General features: G+C 66.2%; 11 protein-coding genes. 3 read left to right on the top strand and 8 right to left on the bottom strand.

Translation table 11 applies throughout. The features are described 5' to 3' along the window. Positions 1 to 1,914, top strand: a 1,914-nt coding sequence (locus EWM57_RS21025; protein WP_129923241.1) for an Ig-like domain-containing protein, incomplete at its 5' end; no start/stop codon positions are given. Between the two features lie 87 nt (positions 1,915 to 2,001). Here the strand turns inward: EWM57_RS21025 and sdaAA are convergent. The 3 genes from sdaAA to msrB form a co-directional block, all read right to left on the bottom strand. After that, positions 2,002 to 2,901: an L-serine ammonia-lyase, iron-sulfur-dependent, subunit alpha gene (gene sdaAA / locus EWM57_RS21020; RefSeq protein WP_129923240.1), complete on the bottom strand. Its 900-nt coding sequence runs from the start codon at positions 2,899 to 2,901 to the stop codon at positions 2,002 to 2,004. Between the two features lie 123 nt (positions 2,902 to 3,024). Beyond that, positions 3,025 to 4,899 carry a M48 family metalloprotease gene (locus tag EWM57_RS21015; protein WP_129923239.1) on the bottom strand — a complete coding sequence of 625 codons (1,875 nt, stop codon included), beginning with the start codon at positions 4,897 to 4,899 and terminating at the stop codon, positions 3,025 to 3,027. A gap of 81 nt (positions 4,900 to 4,980) precedes the next feature. After that, the gene (gene msrB / locus EWM57_RS21010; RefSeq protein WP_129923238.1) at positions 4,981 to 5,439 is read right to left on the bottom strand and encodes a peptide-methionine (R)-S-oxide reductase MsrB; all 459 of its coding nucleotides are present in this window, start codon (positions 5,437 to 5,439) and stop codon (positions 4,981 to 4,983) included. A gap of 139 nt (positions 5,440 to 5,578) precedes the next feature. Between msrB and EWM57_RS21005 the strand changes: the two genes are divergently transcribed. After that, on the top strand, positions 5,579 to 7,090 hold the full coding sequence (locus tag EWM57_RS21005; RefSeq protein WP_129923237.1) for an NAD(P)H-hydrate dehydratase: 1,512 nt from the start codon (positions 5,579 to 5,581) through the stop codon (positions 7,088 to 7,090). A gap of 13 nt (positions 7,091 to 7,103) precedes the next feature. On the opposite strand, the gene EWM57_RS21000 is transcribed toward EWM57_RS21005, so the two are convergent. The 4 genes from EWM57_RS21000 to pafA all read right to left on the bottom strand — a co-directional run bounded on the left by EWM57_RS21000 (position 7,104) and on the right by pafA (position 11,298). Next, on the bottom strand, positions 7,104 to 8,015 hold the full coding sequence (locus tag EWM57_RS21000) for a UbiA family prenyltransferase (RefSeq protein ID WP_129923236.1): 912 nt from the start codon (positions 8,013 to 8,015) through the stop codon (positions 7,104 to 7,106). A 54-nt stretch (positions 8,016 to 8,069) separates the two neighbouring features. Further along, a complete protein-coding gene (locus EWM57_RS20995; protein WP_129923235.1) occupies positions 8,070 to 8,753 on the bottom strand; it encodes a DUF6766 family protein in 684 nt (227 codons plus the stop codon). A 123-nt stretch (positions 8,754 to 8,876) separates the two neighbouring features. Next, positions 8,877 to 9,458 carry an inorganic diphosphatase gene (locus EWM57_RS20990; RefSeq protein ID WP_129923234.1) on the bottom strand — a complete coding sequence of 194 codons (582 nt, stop codon included), beginning with the start codon at positions 9,456 to 9,458 and terminating at the stop codon, positions 8,877 to 8,879. Between the two features lie 130 nt (positions 9,459 to 9,588). Next, a complete protein-coding gene (pafA, locus tag EWM57_RS20985; RefSeq protein ID WP_242510168.1) occupies positions 9,589 to 11,298 on the bottom strand; it encodes an alkaline phosphatase PafA in 1,710 nt (569 codons plus the stop codon). A gap of 248 nt (positions 11,299 to 11,546) precedes the next feature. Here pafA and EWM57_RS20980 point away from each other — a divergent pair, with 248 nt between their 5' ends. Beyond that, the gene (locus EWM57_RS20980; RefSeq protein ID WP_165370610.1) at positions 11,547 to 12,278 is read left to right on the top strand and encodes an HAD family hydrolase; all 732 of its coding nucleotides are present in this window, start codon (positions 11,547 to 11,549) and stop codon (positions 12,276 to 12,278) included. A 103-nt stretch (positions 12,279 to 12,381) separates the two neighbouring features. Here EWM57_RS20980 and EWM57_RS20975 read toward each other — a convergent pair. Further along, positions 12,382 to 13,806: T9SS type A sorting domain-containing protein (locus EWM57_RS20975; protein ID WP_129923232.1), on the bottom strand; the 1,425-nt coding region annotated here is incomplete at its 5' end.

The following is a 13,806-nucleotide window of genomic DNA, read 5'->3' as shown; positions in this document are numbered from 1 at the left end:
GGCACGGCGGGCGGCACGTTCAGCTCGGCCTCGGGCCTGAGCCTGAATGCCACCACCGGTGCCATCAACCTGGCCGCTTCGACGCCCGGCACCTACACCGTGACCTACAGCGTAAGCGGCTCCTGCCCTTCGTCGAGCACGGCGCTGGTGACCATCACTACCGCTCCGTCGGCCTCGTTTGCCTACGCCCAGAGCGGCTACTGCGCGGGCAGCTCCGCTACCGTAACGCCAACGTTTGGCGCCAACAGCAGCGGTGGCACCTTCTCGGTTTCGCCGACTACGGGTCTGAGCATTGATGCCAACACCGGCGTTATTACCCTGGCTTCGAGCGTGGCGGGTACCTACACCGTAACCAACACCATTGCCGCTTCCGGCGGCTGTGCTTCGGCCACGGCCACGACCACCGTCACCATCAATGCGGCCCCGGTGGCCACGCTGACGGCGGGCGGGGCTACCACGTTCTGCCAGGGCGGGTCGGTGACGCTGACGGCTCCGGCCGGCACGGGCAACACTTACCAGTTCCTGCTCAACGGCTCGGCCATCAGCGGCGCTACTTCGGCTACCTATTCGGCCACGGCCAGCGGGGCCTATAGCGTCGTGGTGACCAACGCCAGCGGCTGCTCCACCACCAGCGCGGCAACCACCGTGACGGTGAATCCGGCTACGACGGCCACGTTCAGCTACAGCGGCTCGCCGTTCTGCCTGACCGGCACCAATCCCACGCCGACCATCACCGGCACGGCGGGTGGCACGTTCAGCTCGACTTCCGGCCTGGCTATCAACGCTACTACCGGCGTTATCAATCTGGCGGCTTCCACGGCCGGCACGTATATCGTTACGTATTCCGTGGGCGGCACCTGCCCCTCGACGGGTACGGCTACCGTGGTGCTGAGCCCGGCGGCAGTGGCCAATGCCGGCGCGGCACGCGCCGTGTGCTCGGGCACAACCACCCAACTGGGTGCCGCCGCCATTACGGGCTACACCTACAGCTGGAGCCCCGCTACGGGTTTGAGCAGCGCCACCGTGGCCAACCCGACGCTGACGCTGACCAACACCGGCACTGCTCCTGTTGTGGCTACCTACACGCTGACGGTCACCACGGCCAACGGCTGCTCGGCCACGGCCTCGGTGCAGGTGACGGTGAACCCGGCTCCTACGGCAACCCTCACCGCCGGTGGCGCTACCACGTTCTGCCAGGGCGGCTCCGTGACGCTGACGGCCAACGCCACGACGGGCAATACCTACCAGTATTTCCTCAACGGCGCCATCATCAGCGGGGCTACCAACCCCACGTACTCGGCTACCACTTCGGGCAGCTACACGGTGCAGCTGACCAACGCCACGGGCTGCTTCACGGTGTCGGCGCCGGTGGTGGTGACGGTGAACCCAACGCCGGCCACGCCAACGCTGACGACCACCACCCAGGCTTCGGGCGCGGTGCTGCTGACGTCCAGCGCGGCTACCGGCAACCAGTTCTACCGCAACAACGTGCTGATTCCCGGCGCCACGGGCCAGACCTACCTGCTGCTCTCGGGCGCGCAGAACGGCTCTTACACCGTTGTGTCGACCAGCGCCAGCGGGTGTGCTTCGGCGCCTTCGCAAGCCGTGAGCATCATCGTGACGGCTTCGGGCAAGGCCACGCTGGCCGGCGTCAGCGCCCAGCTGTTCCCCAACCCGACCACGGACGGCAACATCACGCTGGAGCTGCGCGGCTACGCCAAAGCGGCTGAAGTAACGGTGCTGAACACCCTGGGCCAGGCCGTGCAGAGCTTCGCGCTGCACCCGGAGAAAGCCGCGGCCGGCACGGTCAGCGCCACCCCGGTTGACTTCTCCCAGCTGCCCGTGGGCGTGTACCTGCTGCGCATCAGCAGCCCGAACACGGCTACGCAGACGCTGAAGCTGGTGCGCCGCTAGGCCCCCGCAGAAGCACAGAAAAAAGCCCCACCGGTCTTCCGGTGGGGCTTTTTTTATGTTCTTAAAGCAAGACGAGCCGAAATTCAGCTAGTCTTCGTCGGGCAGGATGTTCACGTCCTGCACCAGCACCATCTTCTCGATTTCCCGGCCCCGGGTGGTGTTGGCCAGGCCGCCGAGGGCGGTTTCCTTGTAGCGGGTTTCCATGCTCTGCCCCACCTCGCCCAGCGCGGCCACGCACTGATCCACAGGAATCACGGGGTTGACGCCGGCAATGGCAATCTGGGCCGAGGAGAAGGCAATGGCGGCCGCCGAGGCGTTGCGCACCACGCAGGGCACTTCCACCAAACCCGCCACCGGGTCGCAGACCAGCCCGAGCATGCACTGAATCGTAATGGCCACGGCCGCGAAGGTCAGGTCCACGTCGCCGCCGAGGCAGTAGACGATGGCGCCCGAGCCCATGGCCGCCGCCGAGCCGGTTTCGGCCTGGCAGCCGCCCACGGCCCCGGCCAGGGAGGCATTCTGCTCGATGATAAGGGCAATGCCGGCGGCCACGAGCAAGCCTTCCAGGATTTTCCGGTCGTCGAGCTTGTGCAGATCCTGGAGCGTGACCAGCACGCCGGGCAGGATGCCCGAGGCCCCGGCCGTGGGCGCGGCCACCACCCGGCCCATGCACGAATTGACCTCCTTGGCGCCCAGGGCCCGCACAATCAGGTTCTTGAACTCCGGCGACAGCACGGTGATGGGCGAAGCGGCAATTTTCTTGGCCCCATTGTTAATCATGCCCGAGCGGGAGGTCATGTCCTCGGTCAGGCCGGTGTGCACGGCGTCGCGCATCACGTCGTAGGCCCGCTGCAGGCCATTCCAGATTTCGGGTTCAGTGCGGCCTTTCTGCTCGATTTCATAGGCCAGCACGGGCTGGTAGAGCGGCTCACCGGTGGCGGCGCAGTGGGCCTGCCAGGAGGCAAAATCTGTGAAGAGCAACGACATGGGGGGGCGGGATGTAAGAAGTGAGGTCAAAAACGATGCAAAGCAAGCAAGGTTTAAACAAAAAAAGCGGCCGCAACGTGCGGCCGCTTCTACGGTAAGTCTACTGAACGGGGAGCTAAGCCCCTAGCCAGCCCCGAAAATCTCGGCGTCGGTGTGCTGCCGGGCGGCCTTCTCCAGCCAGGCGTAGTCCTTCCCGGTGGCAATGACGAAGCCTTCCCCGGGCAGATTGATCTTGGCGGCCAGGCTTTGCACCCAGGTACTCTCGCTTTCCGTCTTGCGACTCCGCACGATGGGCGACGGCGCTACCAGCAGCACATACAAAGGCTTGTGCGTGAAATGCCGCACCTGCTTGCGCAGCAGCCAGGCCCGACCAATGCCGTATTCCGGCAAGGCTAACTCGGTCAGCAGTTCGCGCAGCTCGTCGGCCGTAAGCTCGTGGGGCAGCATGGTATCGGTGGGCCGCACGGCTTCCCGCTCGGCCATAGCCTCGTCCAGCGTATCGGCGTGGCGGAGCTGCACGGCACTCAGCTCACGCACCTGCTCCCGGTTGCCCCGGCGCTGGTAGTAAGCTTCCTGTAGGGCCAGGCCAGCGGCTACGTAGTTGGGCTCCACGTCCATCACCTCCTTCATCCAGGTCAGCCCCTCGGCATCGTCGGCGTTGGTCAGGATGCGGCCAATGGAAAAGCGGGCCGCCAGCTTCCAGCGCGCATCGTCGGTGAGCTGCCGGAACAAGGGCAGCGCCTCAGCTCCGCTCACGTGGTCTTCCGTCAGGTCGGCCAGCTCCCACAGCTCGTCGGAGGACAGCACGGACCCGGTTTCGTGCCGGCTGCTGAGTTCGCGCAAACGCTCTTGCTGCTGCCGAAGCACGGCGTGCCGCTCCTGCCACAGCTCAGCCCGGGTGCTGACCCAGGTGGCATCGAGCGTAGCGGCCAGCGCGGGCAGGCTGGGACCGAGCCAGGCTTCGGCCGCCGTTGTGGCCGGCAGCGCGGGTACCACGGCCGGCTGCCCCAATGCCGCCAGCCGCTCACCCAGCGTGGGGTGGGTGCTGAACAGGTCGGGGTCGGCTTCACAGGCATCCGTGAGCAGGGTCTGCTCATCGGCGGCGGACAACCGGCCGGTTTTGGCCAGGGGCAGCAGCCGACTGATGGCATCGGCGGGGGGAGCGGGCAGTTGGGCCAGCGAGGCGCTGACCACGTCCCAGTGCAGCTTGTCGAGCGTCGCGTCGCGCACCAGCACGGCGCACAGCGCTTCGGCCATGGTCTGGGCGCTGGTAAGATGGGCCGCGGCGGCATCGGCGGCAAACTCATCGGTACGCCGCACCGGGTGCGACCAGGCATTGAACCGGGGCACGTACCAAGAGGTGAAGCGGGAGAAAATGCTGCTGCCGGCCTGCTGCTCGAGCTGTTCGGTGAGCTGGGTCCAGGTCTGACTGACGCGGTAAATCCAGGCCCCGAAGCGGCCGTGGCCCCCGCGCAGGTGTCCCAGCTCGTGCGCCACTACCGCCGCCGCCTGTTCCGGCGACAACGCCTGGAGCAGGGGCAGGCCGACGAGCACGTAGTTGCGGGGCCAGCCGAAAATACCCAGGCGCGGCGCTTGCACAGCCGCGGCGTTGAACTCGGCGGTCAGCAGCACCCGGTGCACGGGCGGAGCCTGTAGGGCGGCGGTCTGCTGACTGAGCAGCGTCAGCAGGGGCGCGGCTTCGGTTGGAGTCAGCCGCAGTCCTTCCGGCGGGTCAAACTTCACCCACAGGGAGCGCAGCACCCGCCAGGCGAATACGGCCAGCACGGCGCCCAGCTTGAAAATAATGGCAAAGGCCCGGGTGAAAATGCCCACGGCCAGCGTCACGGCCATCAGCCCGACGGTACCCAGCAGCAACAGCAGAATAAATCCGTAGCCCAGCAGGGCCCAAAACCATACCCGACGCTTATAGCCGGCCGGATTGGCTTCGGCCAGGGGGCTCTGCCGTTGCAGGCGAGCCAGGAATTCTTCACGAGTCATAACCAGTAGCAAATAAAAAAGAGGCCGGGAGCAGACGAGCTGCCTCCGGCCTCTAAAACTAGCTGGTTCACCCAACTTATCCTACGCCTCCTGTTTGTCACTCACCAGCTTCACGGCGGCCGAGTTGATGCACAGGCGCAGGCCGCTCGGCGGGGGGCCGTCGGGGAAAACGTGGCCTTGGTGGGCGTCACAGGTATTGCAGAGCACCTCCACCCGGGTCATGCCGTAGCTCGTGTCTTTCTTGTACTTGAGGGCGTTGTCGGCCACGGGCTGGGTGAAGCTGGGCCAGCCGGTGCCACTCTCGAATTTGGTGCGCGAGTCGTAGAGCGGGGTGCCGCAGCACACGCAGGCGTACAGCCCGGCCTCGTGGGCCTCGCAGTACTCGCCCGTGAAGGCCCGCTCGGTGCCGTGCTGGCGCGTGACGTGGTACTGCTCAGGGGTGAGTTGGGCTTTCCACTCGGCGTCGGTTTTTTCCACCCGCCGCGCGGGGGCCGGGCTGCCGTTGTTGGCCAGACGAATAACGTCGTTCCAGGTTTGCATATAGTAGGGGTTGACGGTTAGAATTGGGAGGGGTCCTGGTGCAAACGCCAAAACCCGACGGTAAGTTTTTTTGCCGCGACGCCCGGGCTTGCGTAAGCAGGCAGCCGGCCCCGCGCCCTCACCCAACTACCCCCAGCCCATGAAGATTCTCACCGCCGCCCAAACCCGCCAGGCCGACGAGGCCACCATCCGGGAGCAGGGCCTTACCTCGGCCGAGCTGATGGAGCGGGCCGCCACCGCCTTTGCCGACTGGCTCACGGCCCGGCAGACACCAGCCGAAGCCGGCGAAATATTGGTGTTCTGCGGCCCGGGCAACAACGGCGGCGACGGACTGGCCGCAGCCCGCCTGCTCCACCAGCGCGGCTACCGGGTGCGGGTATACCTGCTGCCGGCCCCGAAGTACTCCGCCGACTACACCCTGAACCGCGCCCGCCTGCCCGAACTGCGGGCCACAGAACTCCAGGCCGACGCTCTGCCCCCTATTGCGCCCGGCACGCTGGTCGTCGATGCGCTGTTCGGGACGGGGCTGAGCCGGCCGCTGACCGGGCTGGCCGCCGCCGTGGTAACTCACCTCAACCAGGCCCAGGCCCGCGTCGTGGCTCTGGACGTGCCCTCGGGCCTGCTGACCGATGCGCCCCAGCCGGCGGCCAGCCCCGTGGTGCAGGCCCAGCACACGGTCAGTTTCGAGCGCGCCAAGCTGGCGTTTCTGCTGCCCCAGAACGCGCAGTACGTGGGCCGCTGGCACGTGCTGCCCATCGGGTTGAGCGCGGCGTTTATGGAAAGCCTGCCCGGCACGATGCACCTGCTGGACGCGGCCCTGCTGGCGGGTCGGCTGCCGCGCCGGGCTCCTTTCGCCCACAAGGGCACCTACGGTCACGCCCTGCTGCTGGCGGGGAGCTTCGGCAAGATGGGCGCGGCCGTGCTGGCGGCCCGGGCCTGCCTGCGCAGCGGCGTGGGCCTGCTCACGGTGCGCACACCAGGCGCGGGCTACGACATCCTGCAAGTCAGCGTCCCCGAAGCCATGGCTCTGCCCGATCCGGCCACCGACTTCGTGACCGAGCTGCCGGAGCTCAAGCCCTACTCCGCCATCGGCATTGGTCCCGGGCTGGGCCTTGAAGACGGCCCGCAGCAGGTGCTCGAAAAGCTGCTGCGCGAAGCCAGGGTGCCGCTGGTGCTGGACGCCGACGCGCTGAATCTGCTGGGTCAGCACCAGGAGCTGCTGGCTTTGCTGCCCCCCGACTCCATCCTGACGCCCCACCCCAAGGAGTTTGAACGCCTGGTCGGCCCGGCCGCGGACGACTACCAGCGCCTCGACCAGCTCCGCGACTTCTGCCGGCGCCACCGCTGCTACGTGGTGCTCAAAGGGGCTCATACCTGCCTGGGCACGCCGGATGGTACGCTTTACTTCAACACCACCGGCAACCCCGGCATGGCCACCGGCGGCAGCGGCGACGTGCTGACCGGCGTGCTGACGGCGCTGCGCGCCCAACACTTGCCCCCGCTCGACGCGGCCCTGCTGGGCATCTACGCCCACGGCCGCGCCGGCGACCTAGCCGCCCAGCAAACCGGCGAAGCAGGCCTGGTGGCCGGCGACATCGTGCAGCATCTGGGCCCGGCCTTTCAGGAGCTGACCACCGACGAGGCTTTCTGAGCCCGACTCGCTTCTACACCACCCACCAGGCCACGACGAACTGCACCAGCATCAGCCCGTCGGCGAGCAGAGCGAAGTAGTAGTCGGGGCGGGTTTCGTCGGCGTACCAGATGATGACGCCGGCCAGCAGCGTGGGCACGGTGAGCACCAGCAGGTGGTGGGTGGAAACACCCGGCGGAATCAGCAACGCCGACACGGTCAGAAACGCCAAGCCCAGCCACTTCGTAGCCCGCAGCCCAAACAGGCCGGGAAAGGTGCGGGTGCCGCTGAGCCGGTCCTTGGTGTAGTCGCGGATGTCGAACACCAGGGCCAGGTTCAGAATAAAGAAAAACCGGCGGGCGTAGAGCACCAGCACCACCGGGTCGCCCAGGGCCTTGCCCAGGTACAGGGCGGGCACCCACACGGTGATGGCCGACCAGACGTAAGCAATGAGGAAAATCTTGAGCAGGGGCAGGTCGCGCAGGGCGCGCCAGCGGCCGTGGATGCGCACCACGGGCATGGAGTAGAGCAGAGAAATGGCCGCCAGATGGCCCAGAAACAAGGTCAGGTGGCGCCAGCCGTCGGTCCAGAACAGCACCCCGGCCACGGCCAGACTCAGCACGGCCAGCGCAAACAGCTCCCGGCGGTGGCGCAGCAGCCAAAGCTTGCGCTCCGAGAGCACGGCCTGCTGCCGGTACTTGTAGGGCAGCACGCTGTCAATGTTATAGAGAAAGAGCGTGGCGGCGAAAATCAGCACGCCGAGCCGGCCGGGAATGGGCGCGTGCCAAAACAAGAACGTGGCCCAGGTCAGCCCCGTGGCCGCCGCCGACACCAGCAGACTGCTATACAGCACGGCATCGGTGCCGCGCTTGAGCAACGCAACGAAAGGAAAGCGGGCAGCCGACGACTTCGGGTCGGAGTACTCGCGCAGGGGTCCGGGCGGCATGGGCGGGGTGGCAGCAGTCAGTCGGCGCCGCCTCCCAAAGATAGGGTTCCGCCGTTACTCCCCCGTTTCATCGTAGGCCGCATCCACGGGCTTCGACTCCGGGGAGCCCTGCTGCCGCAGGAAGATGGACAGCCCCACGATGGACACGATGGACAGAAACTCGCTCTGCCAGTTCTGCAGCGACTCAAACCAGAACCGCGAGGTCTGCATATATTTTAGGGTCGTAATCTGAGGCTTGCCGTCGTGCTTCTGCTCCACGTTGTAGACGCGCCGCCCGCCCACCGCGTGCAGCCACAGCGAGGCGAAGAACAGCGCGAAGAAGGCCAACGACAACGACTGCTTGTAGAGCCTGAGCACCCAGCCCCCGCGCTTCACCGGCCCCGGCGCATCTTCCTTGGTCGGGTCGGGCTCCCGGTCCACTTCCTCCTCCTCGTAGAGCTTCTTCGATTCCGACGAGCCTTTCTGCCGCAGCCAGATGGTGAGCATCACGTAGAGGCCCATCTGCAAAAACTCACTTTCCCAGTTCTCGAACGTGGCCTCCACGAAGTGGCCCGAGGTCAGGTACTGGCCCAAACCCAGCGGCAGCAGCTGCATGTCCTCCAGCTCCCCGTTGTACTCGTGCCAGCCCGTGAGGGCCTGCCCCACCAGGGTGAGCACCACCATAACCGTGACGACGAGCAGCAGGCTGTTTTCGTAGAGAAAGCGCTTAACCGGTGAGGCAGAGGGTTGGTTGGGCATACAGCGCCATACGAGCCGCTTCCCGAAATAGGTGCAGCCGAGCTTGCGGCCGCCCGAACGCAGAAAACCCCGGAACCAGCCTGATTCCGGGGTTTGCAGCCTCTGTCGGGAGCCGGTCGAAGCCTAGGCTTTCAGGCTCTCGATTTTGGTGGTCGTGCCGTCGGCCGTCTTCACGAACGTCTCGTTGTAGAGCTTGATGCTGTCCTCGATGATGCGGTAGGCATCTTCGCGGCCCATGAAGCGCTCCACGGTCACCTGCTTGTGCTCCAGGGCTTTGTAGTCCTCGAAGAAGCGGCGCATTTCCAGCAGCGTGTGCGGGGGCAGGTCGGCAATGTCGTTGTAGTGGTTGACGGAAATGTCGTTGGCGGCCACGGCAATGATTTTGTCGTCTTCCTCGTCGCCGTCAATCATCTGCATCACCCCGATAACCTTGGCGTCCACCAAGCACATGGGCACGATGTCCACGGAGCAGATAACCAGGATGTCGAGCGGGTCTTTGTCGTCGCAGTAGGTCTGCGGAATGAAGCCGTAGGCGGCCGGGTAGTGCACGGCCGAAAACAGCACGCGGTCCAGCTTGAGCATGCCGCTGTCCTTGTCGAGTTCGTACTTGCCTTTGGAGCCTTTCGGAATTTCGATGATACCGTTTACCACCGACGGAGCGCTTTCGCCGCGCTCTACATCGTGCCAGGGGTTGAAATGAGCCATTATTCGGTTTTTGTTATTTGTTGTTCGTTGTTTGTTTTCGATCAAGGGGGCGCCGGGCCAGCGGACAATTCATTGCGGTACTTCGTTGGCGGCACGGCCGGCAAACGAAAAACCAACGACGAACAACCCGCTATTTAAGAACCTCCAGCAGGGGCGTGCCGGTGCAGCCGTTAGGCTCCTGAATGTGCAGGAAGCGGGCCAGCGTGGCGGCCGCGTCCGTAATCTTGGCCGGCGCGCTCGACTCGCCGTGCTTTACGTGCCAGCCCCAGAAAAGGAGGGGCACGTGGGTGTCGTAGTTGTTCATCGAGCCGTGGGTCGTGCCCTTGTTCACGGGGTACGAGTACGACTCCAGCCAGCCCGGCTCCAGCACCACCATCACGTCGCCGCTGCGCTTGGGGAAGAAGCCGTTTTCCAGGTACATCAGCATGCCGCTTTCCCAGTGCGACTTCTGCAAATCGTCGGCGGCAATGGCGCGGTTGACCCCGCTGAGCGTGCCGGCAATGTCGACCACCTCATCCTGGACCTTGCGCAGATCCAGCTTCTGCTGGGCAATGAGGGGGCGGTTGAGGTAGACCTGCTGGTTTTCGTAGCTGAGCACCCATTTGCCCGGGCCGTGCTTCTGCACCAGCGCCTGCTGGATGGAGTCGCGCATCAGGCCCGGCCCCACCGAGCCGGCGGGCAGGTGGTGTTCGAGCATAAAGTTGGGCGACTGGGCCGCGGCGTGGTCGGCCGACAAGAACACCAGCACCTGGCCTTTGCCCACGGTTTTGTCGAGGTAGGCCAGCACCCGGGCAATGTCCCGGTCGAGGCGCAGGTAAGTATCCTCGGTTTCGATGGCCGTGGTGCCGAACTGGTGGCCCACGTAGTCGGTCGAGCTGAAGCTCAGGGCCAGAAAGTCGGTTTGTCCGCGCTGGCCCAGCTGCTCGGCCCGGATGGCCTCCAGGGCGAAGTCGGCCGTGAGCGAGTTGCCGAAGGGCGTGGAGCGGATCAAGTCCAGGTTGCGGGGCGTGGCCACGGGGGCCTTTTCACCCTCGGCCTTGAGGGCGCCCTGCACGGCAGCCGGCGCGGCGGCACTCAGCCGGGGCAGGTCGTGGGGAAACACGGGCTTGGTTTCGCCCTTGAAGGCCGATTCCCAGGCCACGTCGTCGGGGGAGCTTTCGGTGTATTCGGTGATGGGCAGCAGCGTGGTCCAGGGCTGGTCGAGGTACTGGGCGGCCCGCTGCTGGCTGTTGAACTTGGTGACCCACTCGGGCAGGGCATTCTGGTAGAACGTGCTGGTGATAAAGGCCCCGTTGGCCCCATCGTACCAGTAGGCGGCGTTGGCGGCGTGGCCGGCGGGCAAGATCGAGCCCCGGTCCTTGATGCAGACGCCGATAACCTTGCTCTGGAAGTTGGTGGCCAGGCGCAGCTCGTCGGTGATGGTGCTGGTCAGCATGTGGCGCGGCGACATCTGCCCGGCCAGGGCCGTGCCGCCCACGGCCTGCACGGTTTTGTCTTCCGTGACGTAGGTGCCCTTGCCTTCCTCGCGCACAAACCAGTTGTTGCCCACGATGCCGTGCATCGACGGCGTGGTGCCGGTGTAGATGCTGGCGTGGCCGGGCCCGGTGTAGGTGGGCACGTAGTTGTAGTGAGTATTCTCGTAGCTGAAGCCCTGGCCCAGCAGCCGCTTGAAGCCGTCGTTGCCGTACTTGGTCCAGTAGCGGTACAGGTAGTCGTAGCGCATCTGGTCCACCACGATGCCCACCACCAGCTTGGGGCGGCTCAGGGAGGCGGCTTTCTTCTGCCCGAGGGCAGTACCCGCCAGCGCAAGGGCGGCGAACAGGAACAGGCTCTTTTTCAAATCAGTACTGGTAGTAAACCACGGACGCGGCCCCGGACCGGCCAGGGCGGCTGCAAAGGTAACAGGCCGCGGGCGGAAATCGGGTGGGGCCAGCCAAAATAGCCCGGGCGGCGTACAGCCGGAGTAGCGCGAACTTTGTAGTTCGCGTGAATAAACGACTCGTCGGCCCGATGGTCGTTCTGGTACGCGAACTACAACCGCAGGTCAGCGCCGCGACAATACGCGCTACTGGTCTTACTTTCTCGCCCATGCCTTCCGCTCAATCGCCCCCCTACGCCCTGATCTTCGACATGGACGGCGTCGTCATCGACAACACGCCCTACCAGGCCAAGGCCTTCCAGCTCTTGTTCCGCGACCTGGGCCTGACCACCAACGCCCGCCAGCTGCTCCAGCGCCTGAACGGCATGCCGGCCTCCACCATTCTCCAGACCGTGTTTACCAACCCCGTTCCCAAGAAGCAGCTCGAGGAGTACGCCGCCCAGCGCGAGTTTCTCTACCGCACGCTCTACTGGGACAAGCGCCGCGAGACGGCCGGCCTCTCCCAGTTTTTGCGGGCTGCCCGCGCCGCCGGCTTCAAGCTCGCCCTGGGCACGGGCTCGGCCCAGGACACTATCAGCTACATCATCGACCACCTCGACCTGCGCCGCTTCTTCGATGTGGTGGTCGGCAAAGACGACGTGGATAAAGGCAAGCCCCACGCCGACACGTTCACGGCGGCGGCTCACAAGTTGGGCGTGACGCCGGAGCGGTGCGTGGTGTTTGAAGACGCCATCCTGGGCGAGCAGGCCGCCTACCGGGCCGGTATGCGCTGCATTGCCCTGAGCACGAGTTTGCGGCCCGCCCAGTTTCAGGTGCCCATGGCCGTGTTCAAAGATTTTACCACCCTCACGCCCCGGCTGGTGCTGGAGCTGCTGGAGCAGCATCCGAAAGCACCCAAGCCCAGCAAAGAGCTGGCCCAGCGGCAGTACATGCAACTGTAGCGCCGGAGCACCAGCGGCAGCTCCAGGGCCCCGAAATCAAGCCGGTCAGCCGCTGCTGCGCCCGGCGGGCCTGATTTCGGGGCGTTGAAAAACGCCAATTGCGCTACTCGCGCACCAGGCGCGCCGTCTGCGAGCCGCAGCGCACCACGTACACGCCCGCCGACAGCCCGGCGGGCAGCGTCAGTCGGGCGGTGCCGGCAGCATCGGCCGAGGCCGTGAGCACCGGGCGACCCAGCGCGTCGAAGACCTGCACCACGGCTCCGGGCTGCGCGCCGGTGAGCGTGGCTACGCCCGTGGTGGGGTTGGGGTGCACGCTTAGCAAAGCCGGCGCCACGCTCACCACCCGTACCGGTGAGAGCGAGGCCGTGCCATCAACGTCCACCTGCCGCAGGCGGTAGTAGAGCGCGGACGCGCCCTTTGGCAGCTGCTGGTCGAGCAGGGAATACGTGTGGCGGGTGGTGCTCTGGCCGGCGGCGGCCACTCTGCTGATGCTGCTGAAGCCTTTGCCATCCACGCTGCGCTCCACTTCGAAGCCGGCGCTGTTCTTTTCCGAGGCCGTAATCCAGGCCAAGCGCACGGCCCCCTCCCCGGCCGGCGCGGCCGTGAAGACCAGCAGCTCCACTGGCAGCGGCGTAGCGCCGTTGCTGCTCTGGCCCAGCTGCTGGGCTCCCGAGTAGATCCAGGGGCCGTAGCGCACCCGGCTGGCGGGGCCGCCCGTACCCGCGGCGGGCGCAGTAGCGGCCAGCGGGGAGCTGGCGTACTCCAGGCGCGCCCGCACCCGGCTGGCCCGCCCAACTTTATTCACGACGGCTTTTAGCTCCACGGACGTACCGCTGGCGGGCAGGGCCGTCCAGGCCCCCCGCCCGGTGTAGGCCGTGGAATTTTCCAACGACGCGGCGTTGGAGAAGGGCCGGCCGTTGGCCACGGTTTCCCATACCAGGCGGGCCAGTACCCGGCCGCCGGGGTTGCGGGCCACCAATCCGATGCCGAACTGGGACCCGGCGCGGCTGCTGATGCTGATGGGAGTGCTCAGGTCGGGGTTGTAGAAACGCAGGGCCCCGGCGCGGGCCGTTCCCTGGTTGCCCCGGTAGAAGTAAGCCTGCCCCTGGGAGCCACTGACGCCGTAGGACCCGACGAGCACGTCGCCGTAGCCGTCCCCGTCCACGTCGCCCGCGCCGGCTACATCACCGCCGAAGAATTTACTGGGCCCCGCGTTGGGTTCGGTAAGGGTAGTGGGCGCGGTCAGCACCCCCGTGGCAGCACCCCGATACAGGTAGGCCCGGCCCTGGTTGCTGCTGACGCCATACGCTCCCACCACCAGATCGGCGTAGCCGTCGCCGTCCACATCGCCCGCGCCAGCTACGCTCACGCCAAACGAGTTGCCGTTGGCCGCGTTGGGCTCGGTGAGGGTGGTAGGCGCGGCCAGCCCGGTGGCAGCACCCGGGTAGAGGTAAGCCCGCCCCTGGTTGCCGCTGACCCCGTAGGCTCCCACCAGCACGTCGGCGTAGCCGTCGCCGTTCACGTCGCC

It is taken from the genome of Hymenobacter persicinus, from assembly GCF_004167665.1.
Classification (GTDB): Bacteria; Bacteroidota; Bacteroidia; order Cytophagales; family Hymenobacteraceae; genus Hymenobacter; species Hymenobacter persicinus.
This window is presented reverse-complemented; position numbering and strand designations above follow the sequence as displayed.